Source organism: Streptomyces sp. NBC_00569 (assembly GCF_036345255.1).
GTDB lineage: Bacteria > Actinomycetota > Actinomycetes > Streptomycetales > Streptomycetaceae > Streptomyces.
In genome coordinates this window covers 4,932,088-4,949,310 of sequence record NZ_CP107783.1, presented here as the reverse complement: position 1 = coordinate 4,949,310, position 17,223 = coordinate 4,932,088, and the positions used below count along the sequence as shown (strand labels likewise).

Below are 17,223 nucleotides of genomic sequence, written 5' to 3'. Positions count from 1 at the left end.
CCACGCGTGCGTGGGGCCCGTTCAGCGGCCGGTCTCGCCCTGTGCGACCTCCACGCCCGCGTGCAGGTCGTGGGCCGCGTCGGCGACCGCGCCGGCCGAGAGCGCCGCGCACACCAGGAGCGCGCCGGCCAGCGCGCGCCGCAGCGCCCTGCGCGGGCGGCCCGCCGCGGGACTCGTGGTCAGCAGGGCGGTGACGCGGCGCGGTACCGGACCGGCTGCGACGGCGAGCGCCGTACGGGGCCGTGACCCGGCCCCCGGGACGCGGGCCGCGGCGAGGGCGGCCCGGCCGATCGCCCGCGCGGTGAGCGCCCGGTCGCCCGTCGCGGTGGCGGCGGACTCGTCGGCCCAGCGCTCGAGCGCGTAGGCGAGCGGTTCGCGCAGTCCGCGCAGCATCGGGTGCAGGGTGACGGTCAGTTCGGCCGTCGCGAGGAACAGGTGGTGGCGGCCCGCGAGGTGCGCGCGCTCGTGCGCGAAGAGCACCTCGCGCTCCCGCGCGTCGAGCGCCCGCAGCATCCCCGTCGTCACAACGATCCGGTCCGGGCGCCCCGGAAGGGCGTAGGCGTACGGGAGTTCGTCCGGCCGCACGGAGAGTTCGTCGGTGGCGGCGGACCCGGCGCGGGCCGCCCGCAACTCACGCCGCTGCCGCAGTCCCGTACGGACCAGCGCGAACGCGCCCGCCGCCAGCGCGAGCGCGGCGAGGACCGACGCGGGAACGAGCGCCGGGGAGTCGTCGCCGAGGAGCGGTGGCGACAGATGCCCGAGTGCGGCCACGGGAGGCAGCCGCAGCGCCCCGGCGGAGGCGAGGAGGCCGAGTGCGGCCGTGCTGGATCCGGCGAGGACCACGGAGACGCCCGCCAGCGTCCAGGCCGCCGCGCGGGGCGGCAGCCACTCGGCGGCGCGGCGCGCGGCGGGCACGGCGAGCAGTGGCATGAGCAGCGGGATCCACACGGCGAAGATCATCGGCCGGTACCTCCGCGGTCGTCGCCCGAGCCGCCCTCGGCGCCGCTGTCGGCTCCGCCGTCGAGCAGTGCGCGCAGCATCCGCTCGTCATCGGTGCTCAGCTCGGAGACGAAACGGGCCAGGACCGTGCCGCGGTCCTCGTCCTTGTCGAGCTCGGCGTGCATGCGGCGGGCCGTGAGCCCGTGCGAGTCCTGCGCGGGCCGGTACGCGTAGCCGCGGCCCGCGCGGTCACGGGTGACCGTCCCCTTGGCGTGGAGCCGGGTCAGGATCGTGGTCACGGTGGTGCGGGCCAGGTCGTCGGCGAGCGCCCGCTGCACCTCGCCGGGGGTGAGCGGTGTCTCGGCGGCCCAGAGCGCGGCGAGGACGCTCGCCTCGAGCTCGCCCGCGGGACGCCGTTCCTGCTCCTCGGCCATGGGAACGATCCTCCGCTCTTCTTCGTCTACAGTTGAGTAGACCGTCTACACGACTGTAGTCGCATGGTCGGCGCCGACTCGCGGTCGCCGTTCAGCCCATTATGAGACGACTGAGAGAGGAGCGGCCCCCATGGCCGTAGACCCCCTCGCCGCCGCCCAAGCGGTGAACGTCCTGGACGCGGGCTCCCTCCTCGCCGCCTTCGGCGCCCTCGGCGTGGCCGCCGTCCTGTTCGCGGAGACCGGACTGCTCGTCGGGTTCTTCCTGCCGGGGGACTCGCTGCTCTTCACGGCCGGCCTGCTCTGCGCGGGCGGCTCGCACAGACCTGTCCACCTCTCGCTGCCTCAGGTCCTGGCCGCCGCCGTCGTGGGCGCGCTGGCCGGGGCGCAGGCGGGGTACTGGATCGGACGGCGCGGCGGCCGCGCGCTCCTCGCCCGCGGCAGAGCCAAGCGGCTGCGCGAGGGGGCGGCCCGCGCCGAGGAGCTGCTCGACCGGTACGGGCACGCCAAGGCGATCGTCCTGGCCCGCTTCGTCCCCGTCGTCCGTACGGTGCTCAACCCGCTGGCCGGAGCGCTCGGGGTGCCGGCACGGGTCTTCACGGTGTGGCAGATCGTCGGCGGCCTCGTCTGGACGGTCGGCCTGGTCCTCGCGGGCTACGGACTCGGCTCGTCGGTGCCGAACGTCGACCGGTACCTCCTGCCGATCGTCGCCCTCGTCGTCATCGTCTCCCTGACTCCGCTGGCCATGGAGGTGTGGCGCTCCCGCGCCCGGTCACGCGAGCGCCGCGCGGCGGAGGAGGGCACCTCATGAGCGCGCCTCTCGCCTTCGGCGGCGCGTCCGTGGACGGCGGTCTCTACACGTGGGTGACCGACCTGGCGCACAGCACTCCGCACGCGGTGAACGCCGTCGTGTCCGGCTGGTCGGACTACGGGCTCGCGCTCTTCGCCGCACTGATGATCGCGGCGTGGTGGCGCGCGAGAGGCGAGGGCGGCGTCCGGATGGCCCGGGTCCTCGCGTCCCCGGCCGTCGTCGTGATCGCCTACGCGGCGAACTCCGTACTCAAGTCGGTCGTCGACGAACAGCGCCCGTGCCGCACGCTCCACACGGTCACCGTGGAGGCGTGCCCGGCGCCCGGGGACTGGTCGTTCCCCAGCAATCACGCGGTGATCGCCGCAGCGGCGGCCGTCACGCTGCTGCTCGCCGACCGCCGCATCGGCCTGATCGCGGTCCCGGCGGCGGTCCTCATGGGCGCCTCCCGGGTGTGGATCGGCGTGCACTACCCCCACGACGTGGCGGTGGGCCTGGCCGTGGGCGCCACCCTGGCCCTCCTGCTCACCCCACTCGCGGCCCGGGCCGCCCCCAAGGTGGACCGCCTGAGAACGACCCGCCTACGGCCACTGGTGTCGGCACAGTGACGGGGTCACGAAGGTCCGTCCGGCACCGCGCCACGATGTGTGCCCTCCGCCCGGCAATAATTCACGCCACGAATTTCCGACGATTTCTGCGCAGGCAGCCGTGCACAACAGAACTCGACTGCCCTATTCCGCAGGAATCCCCATAAATGGGGGTCCGTCGGATGGGTGCCGTTAAGGCCGTTACCTGGGCGGGGTGAGCCCGTTGAACCCGGTATGCGGACGCGATCTTGCGGCCGTATCCGTCCAGCAGAAGGAGAACGTGATGTCTCGCATCGCGAAGGCCGCCGCTGTCGCGCTCGGCACCGGCGCCGTGGTGATCAGCGGTGCCGGCCTGGCCATGGCCGACGCCGGCGCCCAGGGTGGGGCTGCCGACTCGCCCGGCGTCGTCTCGGGCGACGCCGTCCAGGTCCCGGTCCACGTCCCGGTCAACGTCTGCGGCGACACCGTGGACGTCATCGGCCTGCTGAACCCGGCCTTCGGCAACGCCTGCGCCAACCTTGGCGGCGACAACGGCGGCGGCAACGGTGACAACGGCGGCTACGGCGGCTACGGCGGCGACGACAGCGGCTACGGCGGCTGACACCCCGAAAAAGGCCCCCGGCGCGGATGCGCGGGGGCCTTTTCTCATGAGGGACGCGGATTATGCGTACCGATACAAATGCCCGTGCTCGATCATCGAACTCGGCTTCACTTTCCAGGGCGGCATCGGCTCGTCAAGGGTCACGACACGCCCCGTCCCCGTCGTTCCTCCGGCGGGCAAATAGGGGGCCGAGTCAGGGTATTTCCGGTGCCAGCGTGACCAGAGCAGATCGACGAACGCGTGGTTCAACCAGAACACCGGATCGTTCACGGAGGCCGCCCCGAGCATGTGCCCGCCCACCCACCGGTGCACCCGGTTGTGGTTACGGAACTTGCCTTTCCCCGCCCCCGACGTCCAGCCCTCGACCTTGTTGCGGAAACCGTGCGATGACGTCGAGTTCCACGGCGCGGAGTCGTACAGCGAATCCCGCATCGCCCACGCCAGTTCGTCCTTCGTGGGCAGCTCGATCGGATCGTGGGGGCGGCCGAAGTCCCGGGTCAGGAACTTGTCCTCCGTCACGCCTTCCGTGATCGGCCAGTGCCCGCTCCCGTAGGCGAAAGGACCGGTCATCACCCGCCGGTCGGATCGGCGGCCGTTTCCGCCGAGGAAGCCCTCGCCCCACAGCGACGAGGTCGGGGAGCGGTCCACCGTCCAGTCCCAGTAAGGAACGGAGACCCCGGGATCCACTCGCTGCAGCGCGCCCTCGAACTCGAGGAGGAACTGCCGGTGCCAGGGCAGAAAGGTCGGCGCCATGTGCGCGACCAGCTGCCCGCCGTCCCCGTCGCCGCTGTAGTACGCCACGTGCATGCGCACGAATTCGTCGTACTGCCCCTTGCGTTTGACCGCGAGCAGCGCGGACACGAACCGCTTCTTCTGCGCCGCCGTGAGCGAGCTCTGGTTCTGCCGTGTGTGGACCAACGCCGTCCCCCTTCTTCGACTTCGGCTGTGCCGCGGCGCTCAGAGTGCGCGCCGGCGCAGCATCTGGCCACCGAGCTCGTCCACGGCCCCCCTCGCCGCGGCCAGGGGGGTGGGATACGACTCGTAGTGGTCGACCATGCTCAGATAACTGCCGTCGGCGCGACGCATCAGATGCAGCGGCCGGCCGTCCACCATGACGTCCCAGCGCCCGGACCGCTGCCCGGAGTCCTGCCCGGACCGCTGCCCGATGTGCGCACGCGTCATCGAGCCCTGCCCTCGTGTCCCGCGGATGTGGCGGCCGCGGTAGGTCTCCTCGAAGTCCCCGCCGGCCGCGTCCTTCAGGTCGTCCTGCGGGTGGCGGAAGGCCCGGCCGACGAGGGCGGCGACCGGCACCACGGCGGCGGCGAGCACGACCCCGACCAGCCGCCGCACCATGGTCCGGCGCGTCACGAGCCCACGGCCGGCGGGACCGAGACCGACAGGCGGGGTACCGGCTTTCACTGACGTCTCCTCTTCCGGGCCTCAGGGTCTGCGCGTCCGGGTCACGCGAGGTCGAGCGCCGCTCCCGGCGCCGTCGTCAGAAGCGGCGTGACGAGCGCGGCCTCGGGCAGTGCCATGCCCGGCAGTCCGAACCGGTCGCCGACCGGGCCGGTGAGCGGCGGGTTCACCGACGCCCCGGGGGTGGCCGTCCGCACGTCGGATCCCGCGGTGGTCAGGCCCAGGTGATCGATCTTGTGGTCTCCCGTCACCTGGGAAAGCGGCGCCTCGACCCGCGTGTCGGGCAGCTCGCTGCTGAGCGGAACCGCCGGCAGCAGCGGCTCGGGAAGCATCCGCCCGGCCACGAAGCGCGGGGCGTCCGGCCCGCCCGGCAGCGGGATCGGCACGCCGGTCGACAGCTCGGGCGCCTTCACGTGCAGCGCGTTCTCCACGCCGGTCAGCGGAACCGCTACGGGTACCTGCTCGCCCGCGGCGGCGGGAGCGGCGCCCGCGCCCGCGGCGGCGAGGCAGCCGGCCAGTACAGCGAGCGTCCCTCTGGCAGTTGACATCATGTCGGACACGGATCCTTTCGGGCTTCGCGGTACTTGTCACCGCGAAAGGAGTAACGACCGGACGGGTGGTATCAGTGCAAACTTCCCCCGCCCGGTGCAATCGGCCGATGTGTGAATCAGCTGGTCCAGAAGTCCCACCAGCGCGTCAGGATCAGCATCCCGATGACCCCGACGTGCAGCACGGGCAGGACCCACGTGAACTCACCGAAGAACGACCGCAGCCAGGACGGCGCGGGCAGGAACCCGTTGCGCACGTTGAACGACGTCACGTACCAGAACATGACGATCGTGGCGACCCACGCCAGAGAGCACCACAGGCACAGCGAGTTGATCCGGTACAGCGACTGGAACTGCAGCCACGTGCAGAACCCGACCCCGAACAGCGTGCCCGCGTTGAACGTCAGCCAGTACCAGCGCGGGAACCTCGCCCGCCCCAGCAGGCTCATCCCCACACAGATCACGACGGCGTAGGCCGCGAGCCCCAGCATCGGGTTCGGGAACCCGAACACCGACGCCTGGTCGCTCTTCATGATGTTCCCGCAGGACACCACGGGGTTGAGGCTGCAGCCCGGCGTGAAGTTCGGGTCCTCGAGCAGCTTGAACTTGTCGATCGTGATGACCCACGCCGCGAGCAGCCCCGCCGCACCGGTGAACACCAGAAGCAGCGCGAAACCCAGGGAACGGGACTCCGGGGCGGCACGTGACGGCTCAACCGCGCTGTCGCTGTGCCGGGCCGGACGTCCCTCGGTGTTCGTGGTTCCCATGGGCCACTTCCTTCTGGTCAGACGCGCAGCTTGCGTACGGGGAGCAGGCAGTGGGCCGCGCCGGTCAGCGTGGCCTCGTCGCCCGCGAACGAGGCGAGATCCTCCTCGGCGACCGGGCTGCCGGGCACCGCCGAGGTCCAGGGGCGCGTGGTGAACACGAAGTACGCGTAACCGCGTTCGGCCGCGGCGGCCAGCCACTCGGGGGGCGCGACGCACTGGGCGTTGAGATACGGCATGTTGACGACGGCCTGGCCGGCCTCGACGAGCAGCGAGACGGGGAAGCTGGGGTTGCCCGTGGCGTCCACGACCTTGCCGACCGGCAGGCTGTTGTTCTCCAGCAGGGCCCGTACCGCTTCGGTCGATGCCTCCTGCCCGCCCGCGCCGTCCCCCAGGGAGTAGGCCAGCAGGAAAGGCATGTCCCCTTCCTCGTCCGGGTGTTCGCCGCTCCACGCGATGACGGCGAGGGTGCCCAGATCGATGGCGCGGAAGGCGCGGTTCTCAGTCGGCATTGAAGTCACCACGGCAGCGTAGCCACGCTCGACGGGCGCCCCGGCGACCTTTCACCCGCTTGGGGGAACGGCCCCCACCCGAACGAGAATTGGGGCCGCGCCGGACATGCCGGGAGGCCGGTCCGGGGCCGCTCGGCGCGGTGGGACCAGCCTCTCGTCGGCCTGTGTGCCGCCTCGCGCCAAGAGCGCGCGAAGGGGTGCGTCAGCCGTTGTGGCCGCTGTTGCCGAAGGCCGGGTCGAGGCCTGCGATGCCGTTGACGGTGTTCCCGACGACGTTGACCGGAACGTTTACGGGCACCTGGGCGACGTTGCCCTAACCGACGCCGGGGGAGCCGGCCGCCGCGCCCTCCGCGTCGGCGCCGTGCGCGAAGGCGCTGCCCGAAGCGGCGCCCGCGGCGAGACCGGCGGCGGCCATGACCAGAGCAGCCTTCTTGGCGGTGTTCATCACTGAAACCTTCCCGATAGGGGTTTTGCAGCCTGTGAAGCTGGTTGTGCGGCGGGTGGCAGGAACGCGCCCGCGCAGATGGCTACTTGCCGAGGGGAAGGCCGCCGAGAAGTCCGGCCGGGGCGCCCGCACCGGCGTCGTTCACGTTGTCCGCCGTGTTCTGCACGGTGTTGAGGACCGAGCCGCCCCGCTCCGTGTCGAGCATGTTGGTGTGCAGCGGCTGGGCGTCGAGCACCGACTGGTGGCTCAGGGTCTCGACCGCGCCGTTGAGGCTCGTCGGCGTGAGGTCGGAGGCGAACGCGGGCGCGGCTGCGCCGGCGATGACCATGGATCCGGCGACGACGGCGGCGGCCTTCAGGGGCTTCATCATGTTCCTTCCTTGGGGTGACGATTTGTCACCAGCGACGGAATACCCAACGAGCGTCCCCGACAACGGAAACTCTGAGGTCAGGGGATTTGCCGAACCCACTCGAATGAAGGGCCGCGGAGTTCTCATATGAGATTTGGGAAGAGGTGAATTGCCGGCGCAGGGCGCCCGATCGGGCACGGCCGGGACGTGAAAAGCCCGCCGCGCCGGTGCGTGACCGGCGCGGCGGGTGAGTGCGTGAGGGTGCCCGCTTCGTGGCGGGCGCGCCCGTCAGTTGGGCAGGGCGGGAGCCTGGGGGAGCACCGGCGTCTTCGGGAGCGTGGAGGTGGACGGCAGGGACGCCGTGGACGGGAGCGGGAGTCCGGTCGACGGGAGTGTGGGGAGCTTGGGCAGGCCGGGCAGCGTCGGCACGGGCAGCCCGGCGCCGAGCAGGGTGGCCGCGAGCAGGTTCACCAGGCCGGTGACGACGCCCGTGGCCGCGGTGGCGACGCCCGCGACGTCACCCGCGGTCGCCGCCTTGAGCAGCGCGTCGACAGCGGTCTGGAGCGCGGTCAGGGCGTCGCCCTTCACGTCCTTCCGGGCCGCCTTGGCGTCGTCGGGGGAGGCCGACTTCGGTGTCGTGGTGGTGGCGGGGACGGTGGCCTTGGCGGCGTCGATGGCCGCCTTGATCGCGTCCGCGTGCTTCTGTGCCGCCTCGGCGGTCAGCTTTCCGTCGTCGGCCTTGAGGACCTCGGTGAGCAGGTCCGTGACCGGGGTCACGACGGAACTCATGCTGCCGAGCGTGCCTACCTGGCCCAGCAGCGCATCCGCTCCGGGAACCGGTGCGCGCAGAGCCTCGACGCTGTTGGAGCTTCCCGGGTCGCTTTCGGCGGCTATCGCGGGAGCGGCGGTGCCGAGGAGGAATGTCGCGCAAAGAGCGGTGGTAGCAATGCGCCGTACGGGCTGATGGAGCATGTGTGTTCCCTTTCGGTGGTGTGTGTCCGATCTTGTGACCACCGTGGGATGGTCGATCGCGCTGTGCAACCGAGCGGCGACGCACCGTGCACGATCACCCTCGTCGATCGGCGTGTCGTGCCAGGTGGGGCGCCCGTTCGGGTGTTTCGGGGCACTCCCCCCATACGGCGCAACGAACGCAGGAACGGCCGCCCCGAACGGGGCGGCCGCGGAAGGGTCCGGGGGAGCCGGATCAGTTGGCGCAGCGGCTGCCGAACGTCGGGTTCAGCAGGCCGATCACGTCGACCGTGTCGCCGCAGACGTTCACGGGGACGTGGACGGGAACCTGGACGGTGTTGCCCGAGATCACACCGGGGGAGTGGGCGGCCCCGCCCTGCGCGTCACTGCTGGCGGCGGCGACGCCGGCCGAGCCGGCCAGAGCGGCGGCGGCGACGGTGGAAAAGACAAAGGCCTTCGCGGTACGCGACATGGGGGAAGTGCTCCTCGGTGGGTTGGTATGTCTCCGGGGCGGGCGCCCGGCTCGTGGATCAACGCGCGCCACCCGTGCGGGGTTGCGCCCCCGATCGGGTGACTGCATGGCGCAGACGTCACTGCTTTCACCATTCCGACACACATGTCGGGTTTCCCAGATAAATACTCATCTGTCGCTACAGTGGCTCACCTCCCGGCCCGGCGAGGCGGGGCGCAGAAGTACTTCCCGTCCAATGTGACTTTCGCATCCTCATTCCGTGATTCAGAAGCTCTTTGTCCCTGAAAGGGAATCGGTCATGCGTCATCACCTGGGCTCGCTCCTGCCCCGTACGGAGGTGGGCGTCATTTCTCCTGCCGCGAATTCCGCGACGTGTGGCGCCCCGGCCCGTTCGGGCGGGGCGAACGGGCGCGTCGGCATGGTCGCGTACAACGGCGACCGGGGCGTCGAGAGTGACGCGCCGCGTGTCTCCCCGGGGCGCCGGGCCCGGCCCGTCGCGCTCGGCAACGCGGCCGACCCGGCCGACGACGTGCTCAGTTCGAGCATCAGTGAACCGGGACGCGCGCAGCCGCGAAGGGTCCCCGCGTACGCCACCACCCTCGGCTACGACTCGGACGTCTTCGCGCTCGGCCGGAGCATCGGACAGCGGGGGCCGGGGCTCGGCCACCGGATGACATCGCGGCGGGACACGGCCTGGACCGGCGTGCTCTTCGCAGCGGTCGACACCAGGCCCTAGCGCGATTCCCTCCTCCATCACGAAGGGAAACGCGCATGCAACCGACAGCGACACCCCCTCGACCGCGTGTCCTCCATGTCACCCAGCCCGTCGACGGCGGAGTGGCCCGCGTCGTGCGTGATCTGACCGAGGCACAGCTCTCCGCGGGCATGCGGATCAGCGTGGCCTGCCCGCCGGACGGACCCCTGGCCGGGTCGCTGCGCCGCATCGGCTGTGACGTCCTGCCGTGGCAGGCGACCCGCTCGCCCGGGCCCGGCATCGCCCGCGAAGTCCGTGGCCTGGCGCGGCTCGTGGCGCAGGTGCGGCCGACCCTCGTCCACGCGCACAGCGCCAAGGCCGGACTCGCCGCCCGCCTCGCCGTGCGCGGCCGGGTCCCCACCGTGTTCCAGCCGCACGCCTGGTCCTTCGAGGCGGTCGACGGCCCCACCGCCCGGCTCGCCCTCGAATGGGAGCGCCGGGGCGCGCGCTGGGCCTCCCGGGTCGTCTGCGTCAGCGAGGCGGAGCGCGCGACGGGAGAGCGTGCCGGGATCACCGCGCGCTGGGACGTCATCCCCAACGGCGTCGACCTCACCCGCTTCGTGCCCGCCCCCGAACCGCGCGAGGCCACCGCCGATCCGCTGGTGGTCTGCGTCGGGCGCATCTGCCGCCAGAAGGGCCAGGACGTCCTGGTGCGCGCCTGGCCCCTCGTGCAGGAGAGGTTCCCTCGGGCGCGGCTCGTGCTGGTCGGGGACGGGCCGGACGCGGCGGCGCTGCGCCGTCAGGCCACCGCCTCCGTGCGGTTCGTCGGCGCCGACGACCCCGTGCCCTGGTACCGGCAGGCCGACCTCGTGGTGCTGCCGTCCCGCTGGGAGGGCATGGCGCTCGCGCCCCTGGAGGCGATGGCCTGCGGACGGCCCGTCGTCGTCACCGACGTGGACGGCGCCCGCGAGAGCCTGCCCGCCGGCCTCGCGTCCCACTGCCTCGTACCGCCGGACGATCCCGCCGCGCTCGCCCGCACGCTGACCGGTCTGCTGCGCGACCCCCACCGGCTCGGCGCGCTGGCCGGCCTCGCCCTGCGGCACGCGCGGGCGCACCACGACGTGCGGCGCACCGCCGACGCGGTCGCCGACGTGTACCGCGAACTACTGGGCGCGGAGCCCACCGAGTGCAGGGAGCCCCTCAACACGTGACCGCGGAACGTACCGTTGCCTCCCCCGCGGGGCAGCCACGCGCCACTGCGCCGAGCACCCTCCTCGCCTCGGTCATCCCGCCACGCGCCGAGACGGGCGGCCGCCCGTCCCCGGCGGGCAGACGCACGGCCGCGCGGCACCCCTCCCGCACGTTTCTCCTCGCGGCGGACGGTACGGCCACCGTGCTGAGCACTCTCGTGATCGCGCCGGTCCAGCGCCACCCCCTGCTCGTGATCGCGCTGGCCGCCGGTGTCGCGTCGGCGAACGCGCGCGCGGGCCTCTACCGCGGCGACGCGCCCCGTCTCCTGCTCGACGACTGGCCCGCGATCGGCGGCCGCATCGTGGTGATCTGGTGCGTCATGGCGGCCGTTCTCGCCGGGTTCCCCCAGCTCGATCCGCTGCCCGCCGGGACGCTCGCGGCGGGCGCCGCACTGCACTGCCTCCTCGCGGGCGCGGGCCGCGGTCTCGTCTACTGGCGGCGCCGAGAGGCCGCCGCGCGCCGCCCCTGCCCGACCCTCCTCATCGGCCCCGAGACCCTCGCCCGGCCGGTCGCCGCCGCCCTGCTGCGCCACCCGCGGTCGGGGGTGCGCCCGGTCGGTATCCTGGCGGACAAGGGGCCCGAACACCCGCCCGAACACCCGCCCGACCACGACGGGCCCGACCTGCCCGTCCTCGGCACGGCCGACGAGCTGCGCCGCGCGATCATCCAGAACGGGGTGCGGCGGGCGCTCCTTCTGGAGGGGGCGGCGCACGACCGGGCTGCCTGGCTGGCGGTGCTCGGCGAATACGGCTGCGGTGTCTGGGAGTTCGACCCGTCCCCCACCCCGTACCCGGCGCGCTCCGGTGACGCGGCCCGGCACCTCGCGGGGTTCCGCTACCGGCCGCGGCCGCCCGCCCGCCGCCGCGGCAGCGCCGGCAAGCGCGCACTCGACCTCGTCGTCTCCGGCACCCTCCTCGTCCTGACCAGCCCGGTCCTGCTGGTGTGCGCCGTGTGGCTGCGCCTGGCCGAAGGGCCCGGCGTCGTCTTCCGGCAGGAGCGCGTCGGGAAGGGCGGGAAGCCCTTCACGCTGCTGAAGTTCCGCACGCACCGCCCGAGCGACGCGATGGAGTCCGCCACCCGGTGGAGCGTCGCGGACGAGGAGCGCATGGGGTGGTTCTGCCGGTTCCTGCGGCGCACCTCCCTGGACGAGCTGCTCCAGCTGTGGAACGTGTTCCGCGGCGACATGAGCCTCGTCGGTCCGCGCCCCGAACGCCCGTACTTCGTGATGCAGTTCAGCGAGGCCCACCCCGGATACGCCGAGCGGCACCGCATGCCGACCGGCATCACCGGCCTCGCCCAGATCCACGGCCTGCGCGGCGACACCTCCATCGAGGACCGCGCCCGCTTCGACAACGCGTACATCGACAGCTGGTCGCTGTGGCAGGACATCAGCATCCTGGTGCGCACCGCGGCCGCCCTCGTACGCTCCACAGGGAGTTGACCGGGTGACTGCCTCTCCCGCGGACGCCGGACTGCGTACGGCTCCAGGTCCGACCGGTGCGCGCCCCGCGCCGGCCGCCGCGCTCGTCGCCGTCCTCGGCCGGTACGCGCCCGTGCTCCCCGTCCCCCTCATGGTCGCCGTGCTCGGCCTGCCGCTGACGCCCGGCTCGGCCGGATCCGGGGGCGGCAGTCTCGCCGACGCGGTCTCCGGCCTGGTCGTGGCCGTCTGCGTGGCCGTCGCCCTGCGCCGCGCCGAGCGCCCCCTGACGCGTACCGCCGCGATCATCCTCGGGATGCCCGTCGTCGGGATCGCCGTCGCCGCGGCGGGCGCCGGATCGCCGTCGACCGCGCTCGTGGGCATGGTCCGGTACTGCCAGATCTTCGTCCTCGTGCCCGTGTCCGTCCTGGTCCTGGTCCGCGACCGCCGCGACTTCCGGCTGCTCGCCCGGTCGTTCGTGGGGCTCGCCCTGTGGCAGGGCGGCATCGGCGTCCACCAGTACCTGACCGGGACCGGCGCCTCGTACATGGGCGAGGACATCCGCGCCGTCGGCACCTTCGGTCCCACGGACGTCATGGGAATGGCGACCGTGGTGTCGTACGGGCTCGTGGCCGCCCTCGGCCTGGCCCTCGGCGCCCGCACGGCCGCCCGGCGCGTGCCCGCCCTGCTCTGCGCGCTCGCGCTGCTCCTGCCGCTCGCGCTGTCCTTCAGCCGGGGCGCGTGGATCGCGACCGTCGTGGCCTGCGGCGCGCAGGTGCTGCTCGCCGGGGTGCGGCGCGCCGTCCGCCTGTTCGCCGTGGCCGCCGCGGTGGCCGTCGTCCTGGTGGGCGGCTTCGGCGTCGGGACGCAGCTGCTCCAGGAGCGCATGAGCAGCATCACGCAGGTCGCCGACGCACCCGACCAGTCCGTCACGGACCGGTACACGATGTGGGCCGCGGCGGTCGACATGTGGAGCGAGCATCCGGCGACGGGCGTCGGCCTCAAGGGGTTCGTCGCCCGACGTGACAGCCACGCCTCGCTCGCGCTCTCCTCGGGCAGCGACACGGCGGGCGCCGGCGCCGCGTTCAAGCGTCAGCCGCTGCTGTCCCCGCACAACATGTATCTGCTGATCCTCAGCGAGCAGGGCCTGATCGGCCTGGTCGGGCTCGCGGGCGGCTGGGTCGCGCTGCTGCTGCTCGCCCTGCGACGCCTCGGGCGCGGTGCGGGCACCCGGCCCGGCGCGGACTGCGGCCTCGTCGCGTGCGGCCTGCTCGGCTGGCAGCTCGTGGACTTCGTGTACGCCGACATCGGCGGTCCGTCGACCGTCCTGACCGCCCTCGTCATCGGCCTCGTCGCCTGGTGGGGTCTGGCGCCGCAGGCGCCCCTGGAGGAGGCGGCGACGCCGTGACCATCCCCACCGCGGACGGCGAGACCCGGACGGCCGTGGGACTGCCCGTCCAGCTCCGGACCGAACCACCCGCCACCGAGCCCTCCGGAGCGTCGAACCGCCGCCTCGCGCGGGCCGCGCTGCTCACGGCCCTCCTCTCGGCCGCCGGAGCGATCCTCGGTCTCGGCCGCGACCAGTCCCTCGCACACCTCTTCGGCGCGGGCAGGGAGACCGACGCGTTCCTGGTCGCCTGGACGGTCCCGGAGTTCGCCGCCACACTCCTCATCGAGGACGGCCTGGCGTTCGTGCTCGTGCCCGCGTTCAGCGCCGCCGTCGCCCGCCGCGCGCAGGCCACAGGCGCCGATCCCGTACGGTCCCTCGTCTCGTCGTCACTGCCCCGCTTCGGCCTCGCGTTCCTGGCCGCGGCCGTGCTGCTCATCGCCGGTGCCCCCTTCCTCGTGCACGTCCTGGCGCCGGGCCTGCCCGACCCCCGACTGGCCGTCGACTGCACCCGGTTGACCGGCACCTGTGCCCTCACGTTCGGCCTGACCGGATACTGCAGCGCGGCGCTGCGGGCCCACGGCTGCTATCTGCCACCCGCCGCGATCTACGTCGCGTACAACATCGGCATCGTCGCCACGATGCTCGTGTGCGGGACACACTTCGGTGTGCGGTCCGCCGCGATGGGCGTGGCCGTCGGCGGCTGCCTGATGGTGGCGATCCAACTGCCCGCGTTCCACCGGAGGCTGACCTCAGCGAAGGCTGCCGAGAGGGGCGCGGGCGAGGACCGGGACGGCGACGGGGCCGCGGCCGAGGGGCGGGCCGTGCACCTCGGGCTCGTCGCCGCCGTCCTGACGTTCGCCGTGTGCAAGCAGTCGCAGGTGTTCATCGAGCGCTTCCTCGCCTCGTCGCTCGCCGCGGGCTCCATCTCGCACCTGAACTACGCGCAGAAGGTGTCCCAGTTGCCGATGGTGCTCTCCCTGATGCTGTGCACCGTCACGTTCCCGGTCGTGGCGCAGGCCGTCGCGCGCGGCGACATCGCGGCTGCCCGCGCCCGCGTCGAGCGCGACCTCGGCCTCGCCGCCTGCGTGGTCCTCCTCGGCGCGGCCGCGATCTTCGCCTGCGCCCCGCAGATCATCCATGTCCTGTTCCAGCGCGGCGCGTTCACCGCCGACGACACCGCCGCCACGGCGTCCGTCATGCGCGTCTACGCCCTCGGCCTCCTCGGCCACTCCATGGTGGGTGCCCTGGTCCGCTCCTACTTCTCGGCGGGCCGCCCCACCTGGTACCCGGTGGGCGCGATGGCCGTGGGCATGGGCGCCACGGCCGGCGTGGGCTCCTGGGCGGTCGACCTGTGGGGCGTGCGGGGCATCGCCGGCGCCAACGCGTTCGGGATCACCCTCACCGCCGTACTCCTCCTCGCCGCGATGGACCGGCGCAGCGTCCCGGTCGACGTCTCCAGGGTCCTGGTCGAGATGGGCAAGCCGCTGCTCGCCGCCGCGGGCGCGACCGTGGCGGGGCTGATGGCCGCGGCCTCCTTCACGTCGCCGCTCGCGGCGGGTGCCGCCGGGTGTCTCGCCGTGACGGCCGTGTTCGTCCTTCTCCTGTGGGCGCTGAGGGCCGAGTCCCTCGCGCCTCTCGTTCCCGTTGTCCGCTCCGCCACCAGGAGGCTCCGGCATGCCCGTTGACACAGGACGCATCGGGACGGGAGGTGTTCCGCGCGCCCGGCGGTGGCTCCCGGACCGCACGCGCCGGCTGCTCCCGGACGCGCCGATGTGGGTCGCGATGTACCACTCCGTGGACGACTGCCGCGACGATCCGTACCGCGTCACCGTCTCCCCCGAGCGACTCCAGGAACAGCTCCGCCGGCTGCGCAGACGCGGGCTGCGCGGGGTGGGCATGGCGGCGCTCCTGGAGGCCCGCGCGCGCGGCACGGACCGTGGCCTGGTGGGGCTCACCTTCGACGACGGCTACTGCGACTTCGTCGACAACGCCCTGCCGCTGCTGCGCCACTACGGCTGCGGCGCCACCCTGTTCGTCCTGCCCGGGCGTCTCGACGGCGTCAACGAGTGGGACCCGTTGGGCCCGCGCAAGCCGCTCCTGTCGGAACGGGGCATCCGGTCCGCCGCGTCCGCGGGCATCGAGATCGGCTCGCACGGCCTGACGCACGTCGACCTCACCCACGTCGACGACCGGGTCCTGCGCGCGGAGACCGAGGACAGCCGAAGACGCCTGGAGGAACTCACCGGACGCGAGGTCCCCGGCTTCTGCTACCCCTACGGCACCGTCGACCGCCGTGTCGCGGACGCCGTCCGCCGTGCCGGGTACCGCTACGCCTGCGCCATCTCGCCGGGCGACCTCACCGGCGAGTTCGCCCTCCCGCGCGTCCACGTCGGCCAGGCGGACGCCGCCTGGCGCCTCGAACTGAAGCTGCGCCTGCACCGCCTGCGCCGCCGCCCGTCCACCGCGCCGGAGGCCCGTACATGAGGACCCTGCACGTCATCACGGGTCTCGGCACCGGCGGAGCCGAACAGCAGCTGCGGCTCCTGCTGCGGCATCTGCCCGTCCACAGCGACGTGGTGACCCTGACCAACCCGGGCACCGTCGCCCGCGGCCTGACCGCCGACGGCATCCGCGTCGTGCACCTCGGCATGACGGGGAACCGCGACCTGGGCGCGCTGCCCCGGCTCACCAAGTTCGTGCGCGACGGCCGCTACGACCTCGTGCACACGCACCTGTACCGCGCCTGCGTCTACGGCCGGTTCGCCGCGCGCCTCGCCGGGGTCCGCGCCGTGGTCGCCACCGAGCACTCGCTGGGCGAGAGACGGATGGAGGGGCGCCCGCTGTCCGCCGGTGTCCGCGCGCTGTATCTGGCGGGCGAGCGGGTGGGCCGGGCCACCCTGGCGGTCTCCCCGTCGGTGGCCGAGCGCCTCGTGCGGTGGGGGGTGCCCCGGCACCGTGTCCACGTCGTGCCCAACGGCATCGACGTGGAGCGCTTCGCCCACGATCCGGGACTGCGCGACGCCACCCGCCACGTGTTCGGCCTGCACCGGGACGACTTCGTCATCGGGGGAGTCGGCCGTCTCGTCCCCGGCAAGCGCTTCGACGTCCTCCTGCGGGCCCTCGCCCAACTGCCGGACTACGTGAGGCTCCTCCTCGTCGGGGACGGTCCCGAGGAGCAGCGGCTGCGCGGGCTCGCCCAGGAGCTGGGCGTCGTGCGCCGCGTCGTGTTCGCCGGCGAGCGCCCCTACGCGTCGCCTTCGGGCCGTGTCGGCGACCCCGATCTGCCGGCCCTCATGAGCGCGATGGACCTGCTCGCCTCCCCGTCGGACGAAGAGGCGTTCGGCCTGGCCGTCGTGGAGGCACTCGCCTCGGGGCTGCCCGTCCTCTACGTCAGCTGCCCCGCGGTCGAGGACCTGCCGCCGGACCTGGAGTCCGCGGCCGTCCGCGTCCCCGGCGACGCGGAGTCGTTCGCACGACAGGCGCTGCGGATCGTGGCGGCCCGGCCCTCCGGCCGCACCCCGTCCCCGGCAGCCCACCACTACAGCATCGCCCGAAGCGCCGAACAGCACCTGCGGCTGTACGGGACGGCCCTGGGCGGTTCGGATCCGAGAGTTCGAGAGTGAGCAAGTG

At 73.1% G+C, this 17,223-nt stretch carries 20 protein-coding genes and 1 pseudogene; 10 read left to right on the top strand and 11 right to left on the bottom strand.

Annotation, left to right across the window (positions count from 1 at the left end; all coding sequences use genetic code 11):
* Positions 1-21: 21 nt before the first annotated feature.
* Both OHO83_RS22285 and OHO83_RS22280 read right to left on the bottom strand, forming a co-directional pair.
* Entirely contained in the window at positions 22-960 is a 939-nt protein-coding gene (locus OHO83_RS22285; protein WP_329434434.1) for a M56 family metallopeptidase, read from the bottom strand.
* Entirely contained in the window at positions 957-1,373 is a 417-nt protein-coding gene (locus OHO83_RS22280; RefSeq protein ID WP_329434432.1) for a BlaI/MecI/CopY family transcriptional regulator, read from the bottom strand. The genes OHO83_RS22285 and OHO83_RS22280 overlap by 4 nt, the downstream gene beginning before the upstream one ends.
* A gap of 130 nt (positions 1,374-1,503) precedes the next feature.
* Here OHO83_RS22280 and OHO83_RS22275 point away from each other — a divergent pair, with 130 nt between their 5' ends.
* The 3 genes from OHO83_RS22275 to OHO83_RS22265 all read left to right on the top strand — a co-directional run bounded on the left by OHO83_RS22275 (position 1,504) and on the right by OHO83_RS22265 (position 3,366).
* Positions 1,504-2,181 carry a DedA family protein gene (locus OHO83_RS22275; RefSeq protein WP_266672716.1) on the top strand — a complete coding sequence of 226 codons (678 nt, stop codon included), beginning with the start codon at positions 1,504-1,506 and terminating at the stop codon, positions 2,179-2,181.
* Positions 2,178-2,786, top strand: a complete 609-nt coding sequence (locus OHO83_RS22270) for a phosphatase PAP2 family protein (protein WP_329434430.1) — start codon at positions 2,178-2,180, stop codon at positions 2,784-2,786. The genes OHO83_RS22275 and OHO83_RS22270 overlap by 4 nt, the downstream gene beginning before the upstream one ends.
* Positions 2,787-3,048: 262 nt before the next feature.
* Positions 3,049-3,366, top strand: a complete 318-nt coding sequence (locus tag OHO83_RS22265; RefSeq protein WP_330279740.1) for a chaplin — start codon at positions 3,049-3,051, stop codon at positions 3,364-3,366.
* Positions 3,367-3,426: 60 nt separating this feature from the next.
* Here OHO83_RS22265 and OHO83_RS22260 read toward each other — a convergent pair whose 3' ends face one another.
* The 9 genes and pseudogenes from OHO83_RS22260 to OHO83_RS22220 form a co-directional block, all read right to left on the bottom strand.
* The gene (locus tag OHO83_RS22260; RefSeq protein ID WP_266672719.1) at positions 3,427-4,284 is read right to left on the bottom strand and encodes a tyrosinase family protein; all 858 of its coding nucleotides are present in this window, start codon (positions 4,282-4,284) and stop codon (positions 3,427-3,429) included.
* Positions 4,285-4,323: 39 nt separating this feature from the next.
* A complete protein-coding gene (locus tag OHO83_RS22255; protein ID WP_330279739.1) occupies positions 4,324-4,734 on the bottom strand; it encodes a tyrosinase family oxidase copper chaperone in 411 nt (136 codons plus the stop codon).
* A gap of 92 nt (positions 4,735-4,826) precedes the next feature.
* Positions 4,827-5,333, bottom strand: coding sequence for a hypothetical protein (locus tag OHO83_RS22250; RefSeq protein WP_266672721.1), 507 nt, complete (start codon positions 5,331-5,333; stop codon positions 4,827-4,829).
* A gap of 116 nt (positions 5,334-5,449) precedes the next feature.
* A complete protein-coding gene (locus OHO83_RS22245) occupies positions 5,450-6,097 on the bottom strand; it encodes a vitamin K epoxide reductase family protein (protein ID WP_330279738.1) in 648 nt (215 codons plus the stop codon).
* 17 nt (positions 6,098-6,114) lie between these two features.
* The gene (locus OHO83_RS22240; protein WP_266672722.1) at positions 6,115-6,615 is read right to left on the bottom strand and encodes a DUF5949 family protein; all 501 of its coding nucleotides are present in this window, start codon (positions 6,613-6,615) and stop codon (positions 6,115-6,117) included.
* 193 nt (positions 6,616-6,808) lie between these two features.
* A pseudogene (locus OHO83_RS22235) lies at positions 6,809-7,051 on the bottom strand (chaplin family protein).
* 82 nt (positions 7,052-7,133) lie between these two features.
* Positions 7,134-7,418, bottom strand: coding sequence for a hypothetical protein (locus OHO83_RS22230; RefSeq protein ID WP_266676512.1), 285 nt, complete (start codon positions 7,416-7,418; stop codon positions 7,134-7,136).
* 270 nt (positions 7,419-7,688) lie between these two features.
* The gene (locus tag OHO83_RS22225; RefSeq protein ID WP_330279737.1) at positions 7,689-8,372 is read right to left on the bottom strand and encodes a hypothetical protein; all 684 of its coding nucleotides are present in this window, start codon (positions 8,370-8,372) and stop codon (positions 7,689-7,691) included.
* A 232-nt stretch (positions 8,373-8,604) separates the two neighbouring features.
* Positions 8,605-8,841, bottom strand: coding sequence for a chaplin (locus OHO83_RS22220; RefSeq protein ID WP_266672724.1), 237 nt, complete (start codon positions 8,839-8,841; stop codon positions 8,605-8,607).
* 298 nt (positions 8,842-9,139) lie between these two features.
* Between OHO83_RS22220 and OHO83_RS22215 the strand changes: the two genes are divergently transcribed.
* The 7 genes from OHO83_RS22215 to OHO83_RS22185 all read left to right on the top strand — a co-directional run bounded on the left by OHO83_RS22215 (position 9,140) and on the right by OHO83_RS22185 (position 17,216).
* Positions 9,140-9,577: a hypothetical protein gene (locus OHO83_RS22215; protein ID WP_329434427.1), complete on the top strand. Its 438-nt coding sequence runs from the start codon at positions 9,140-9,142 to the stop codon at positions 9,575-9,577.
* Between the two features lie 35 nt (positions 9,578-9,612).
* Entirely contained in the window at positions 9,613-10,746 is a 1,134-nt protein-coding gene (locus OHO83_RS22210; protein WP_266672726.1) for a glycosyltransferase, read from the top strand.
* On the top strand, positions 10,743-12,227 hold the full coding sequence (locus OHO83_RS22205; protein ID WP_266672727.1) for an exopolysaccharide biosynthesis polyprenyl glycosylphosphotransferase: 1,485 nt from the start codon (positions 10,743-10,745) through the stop codon (positions 12,225-12,227). Before OHO83_RS22210 ends, OHO83_RS22205 begins: the two co-directional genes overlap by 4 nt.
* A 4-nt stretch (positions 12,228-12,231) precedes the next feature.
* Positions 12,232-13,611: an O-antigen ligase family protein gene (locus OHO83_RS22200; protein ID WP_406338302.1), complete on the top strand. Its 1,380-nt coding sequence runs from the start codon at positions 12,232-12,234 to the stop codon at positions 13,609-13,611.
* Positions 13,608-15,278, top strand: a complete 1,671-nt coding sequence (murJ, locus tag OHO83_RS22195; protein ID WP_406338300.1) for a murein biosynthesis integral membrane protein MurJ — start codon at positions 13,608-13,610, stop codon at positions 15,276-15,278. The genes OHO83_RS22200 and murJ overlap by 4 nt, the downstream gene beginning before the upstream one ends.
* 97 nt (positions 15,279-15,375) lie before the next feature.
* Positions 15,376-16,077, top strand: a complete 702-nt coding sequence (locus tag OHO83_RS22190) for a polysaccharide deacetylase family protein (RefSeq protein WP_405638330.1) — start codon at positions 15,376-15,378, stop codon at positions 16,075-16,077.
* Positions 16,074-17,216: a glycosyltransferase gene (locus tag OHO83_RS22185; protein WP_266672729.1), complete on the top strand. Its 1,143-nt coding sequence runs from the start codon at positions 16,074-16,076 to the stop codon at positions 17,214-17,216. Before OHO83_RS22190 ends, OHO83_RS22185 begins: the two co-directional genes overlap by 4 nt.
* Positions 17,217-17,223 lie beyond the last annotated feature (7 nt).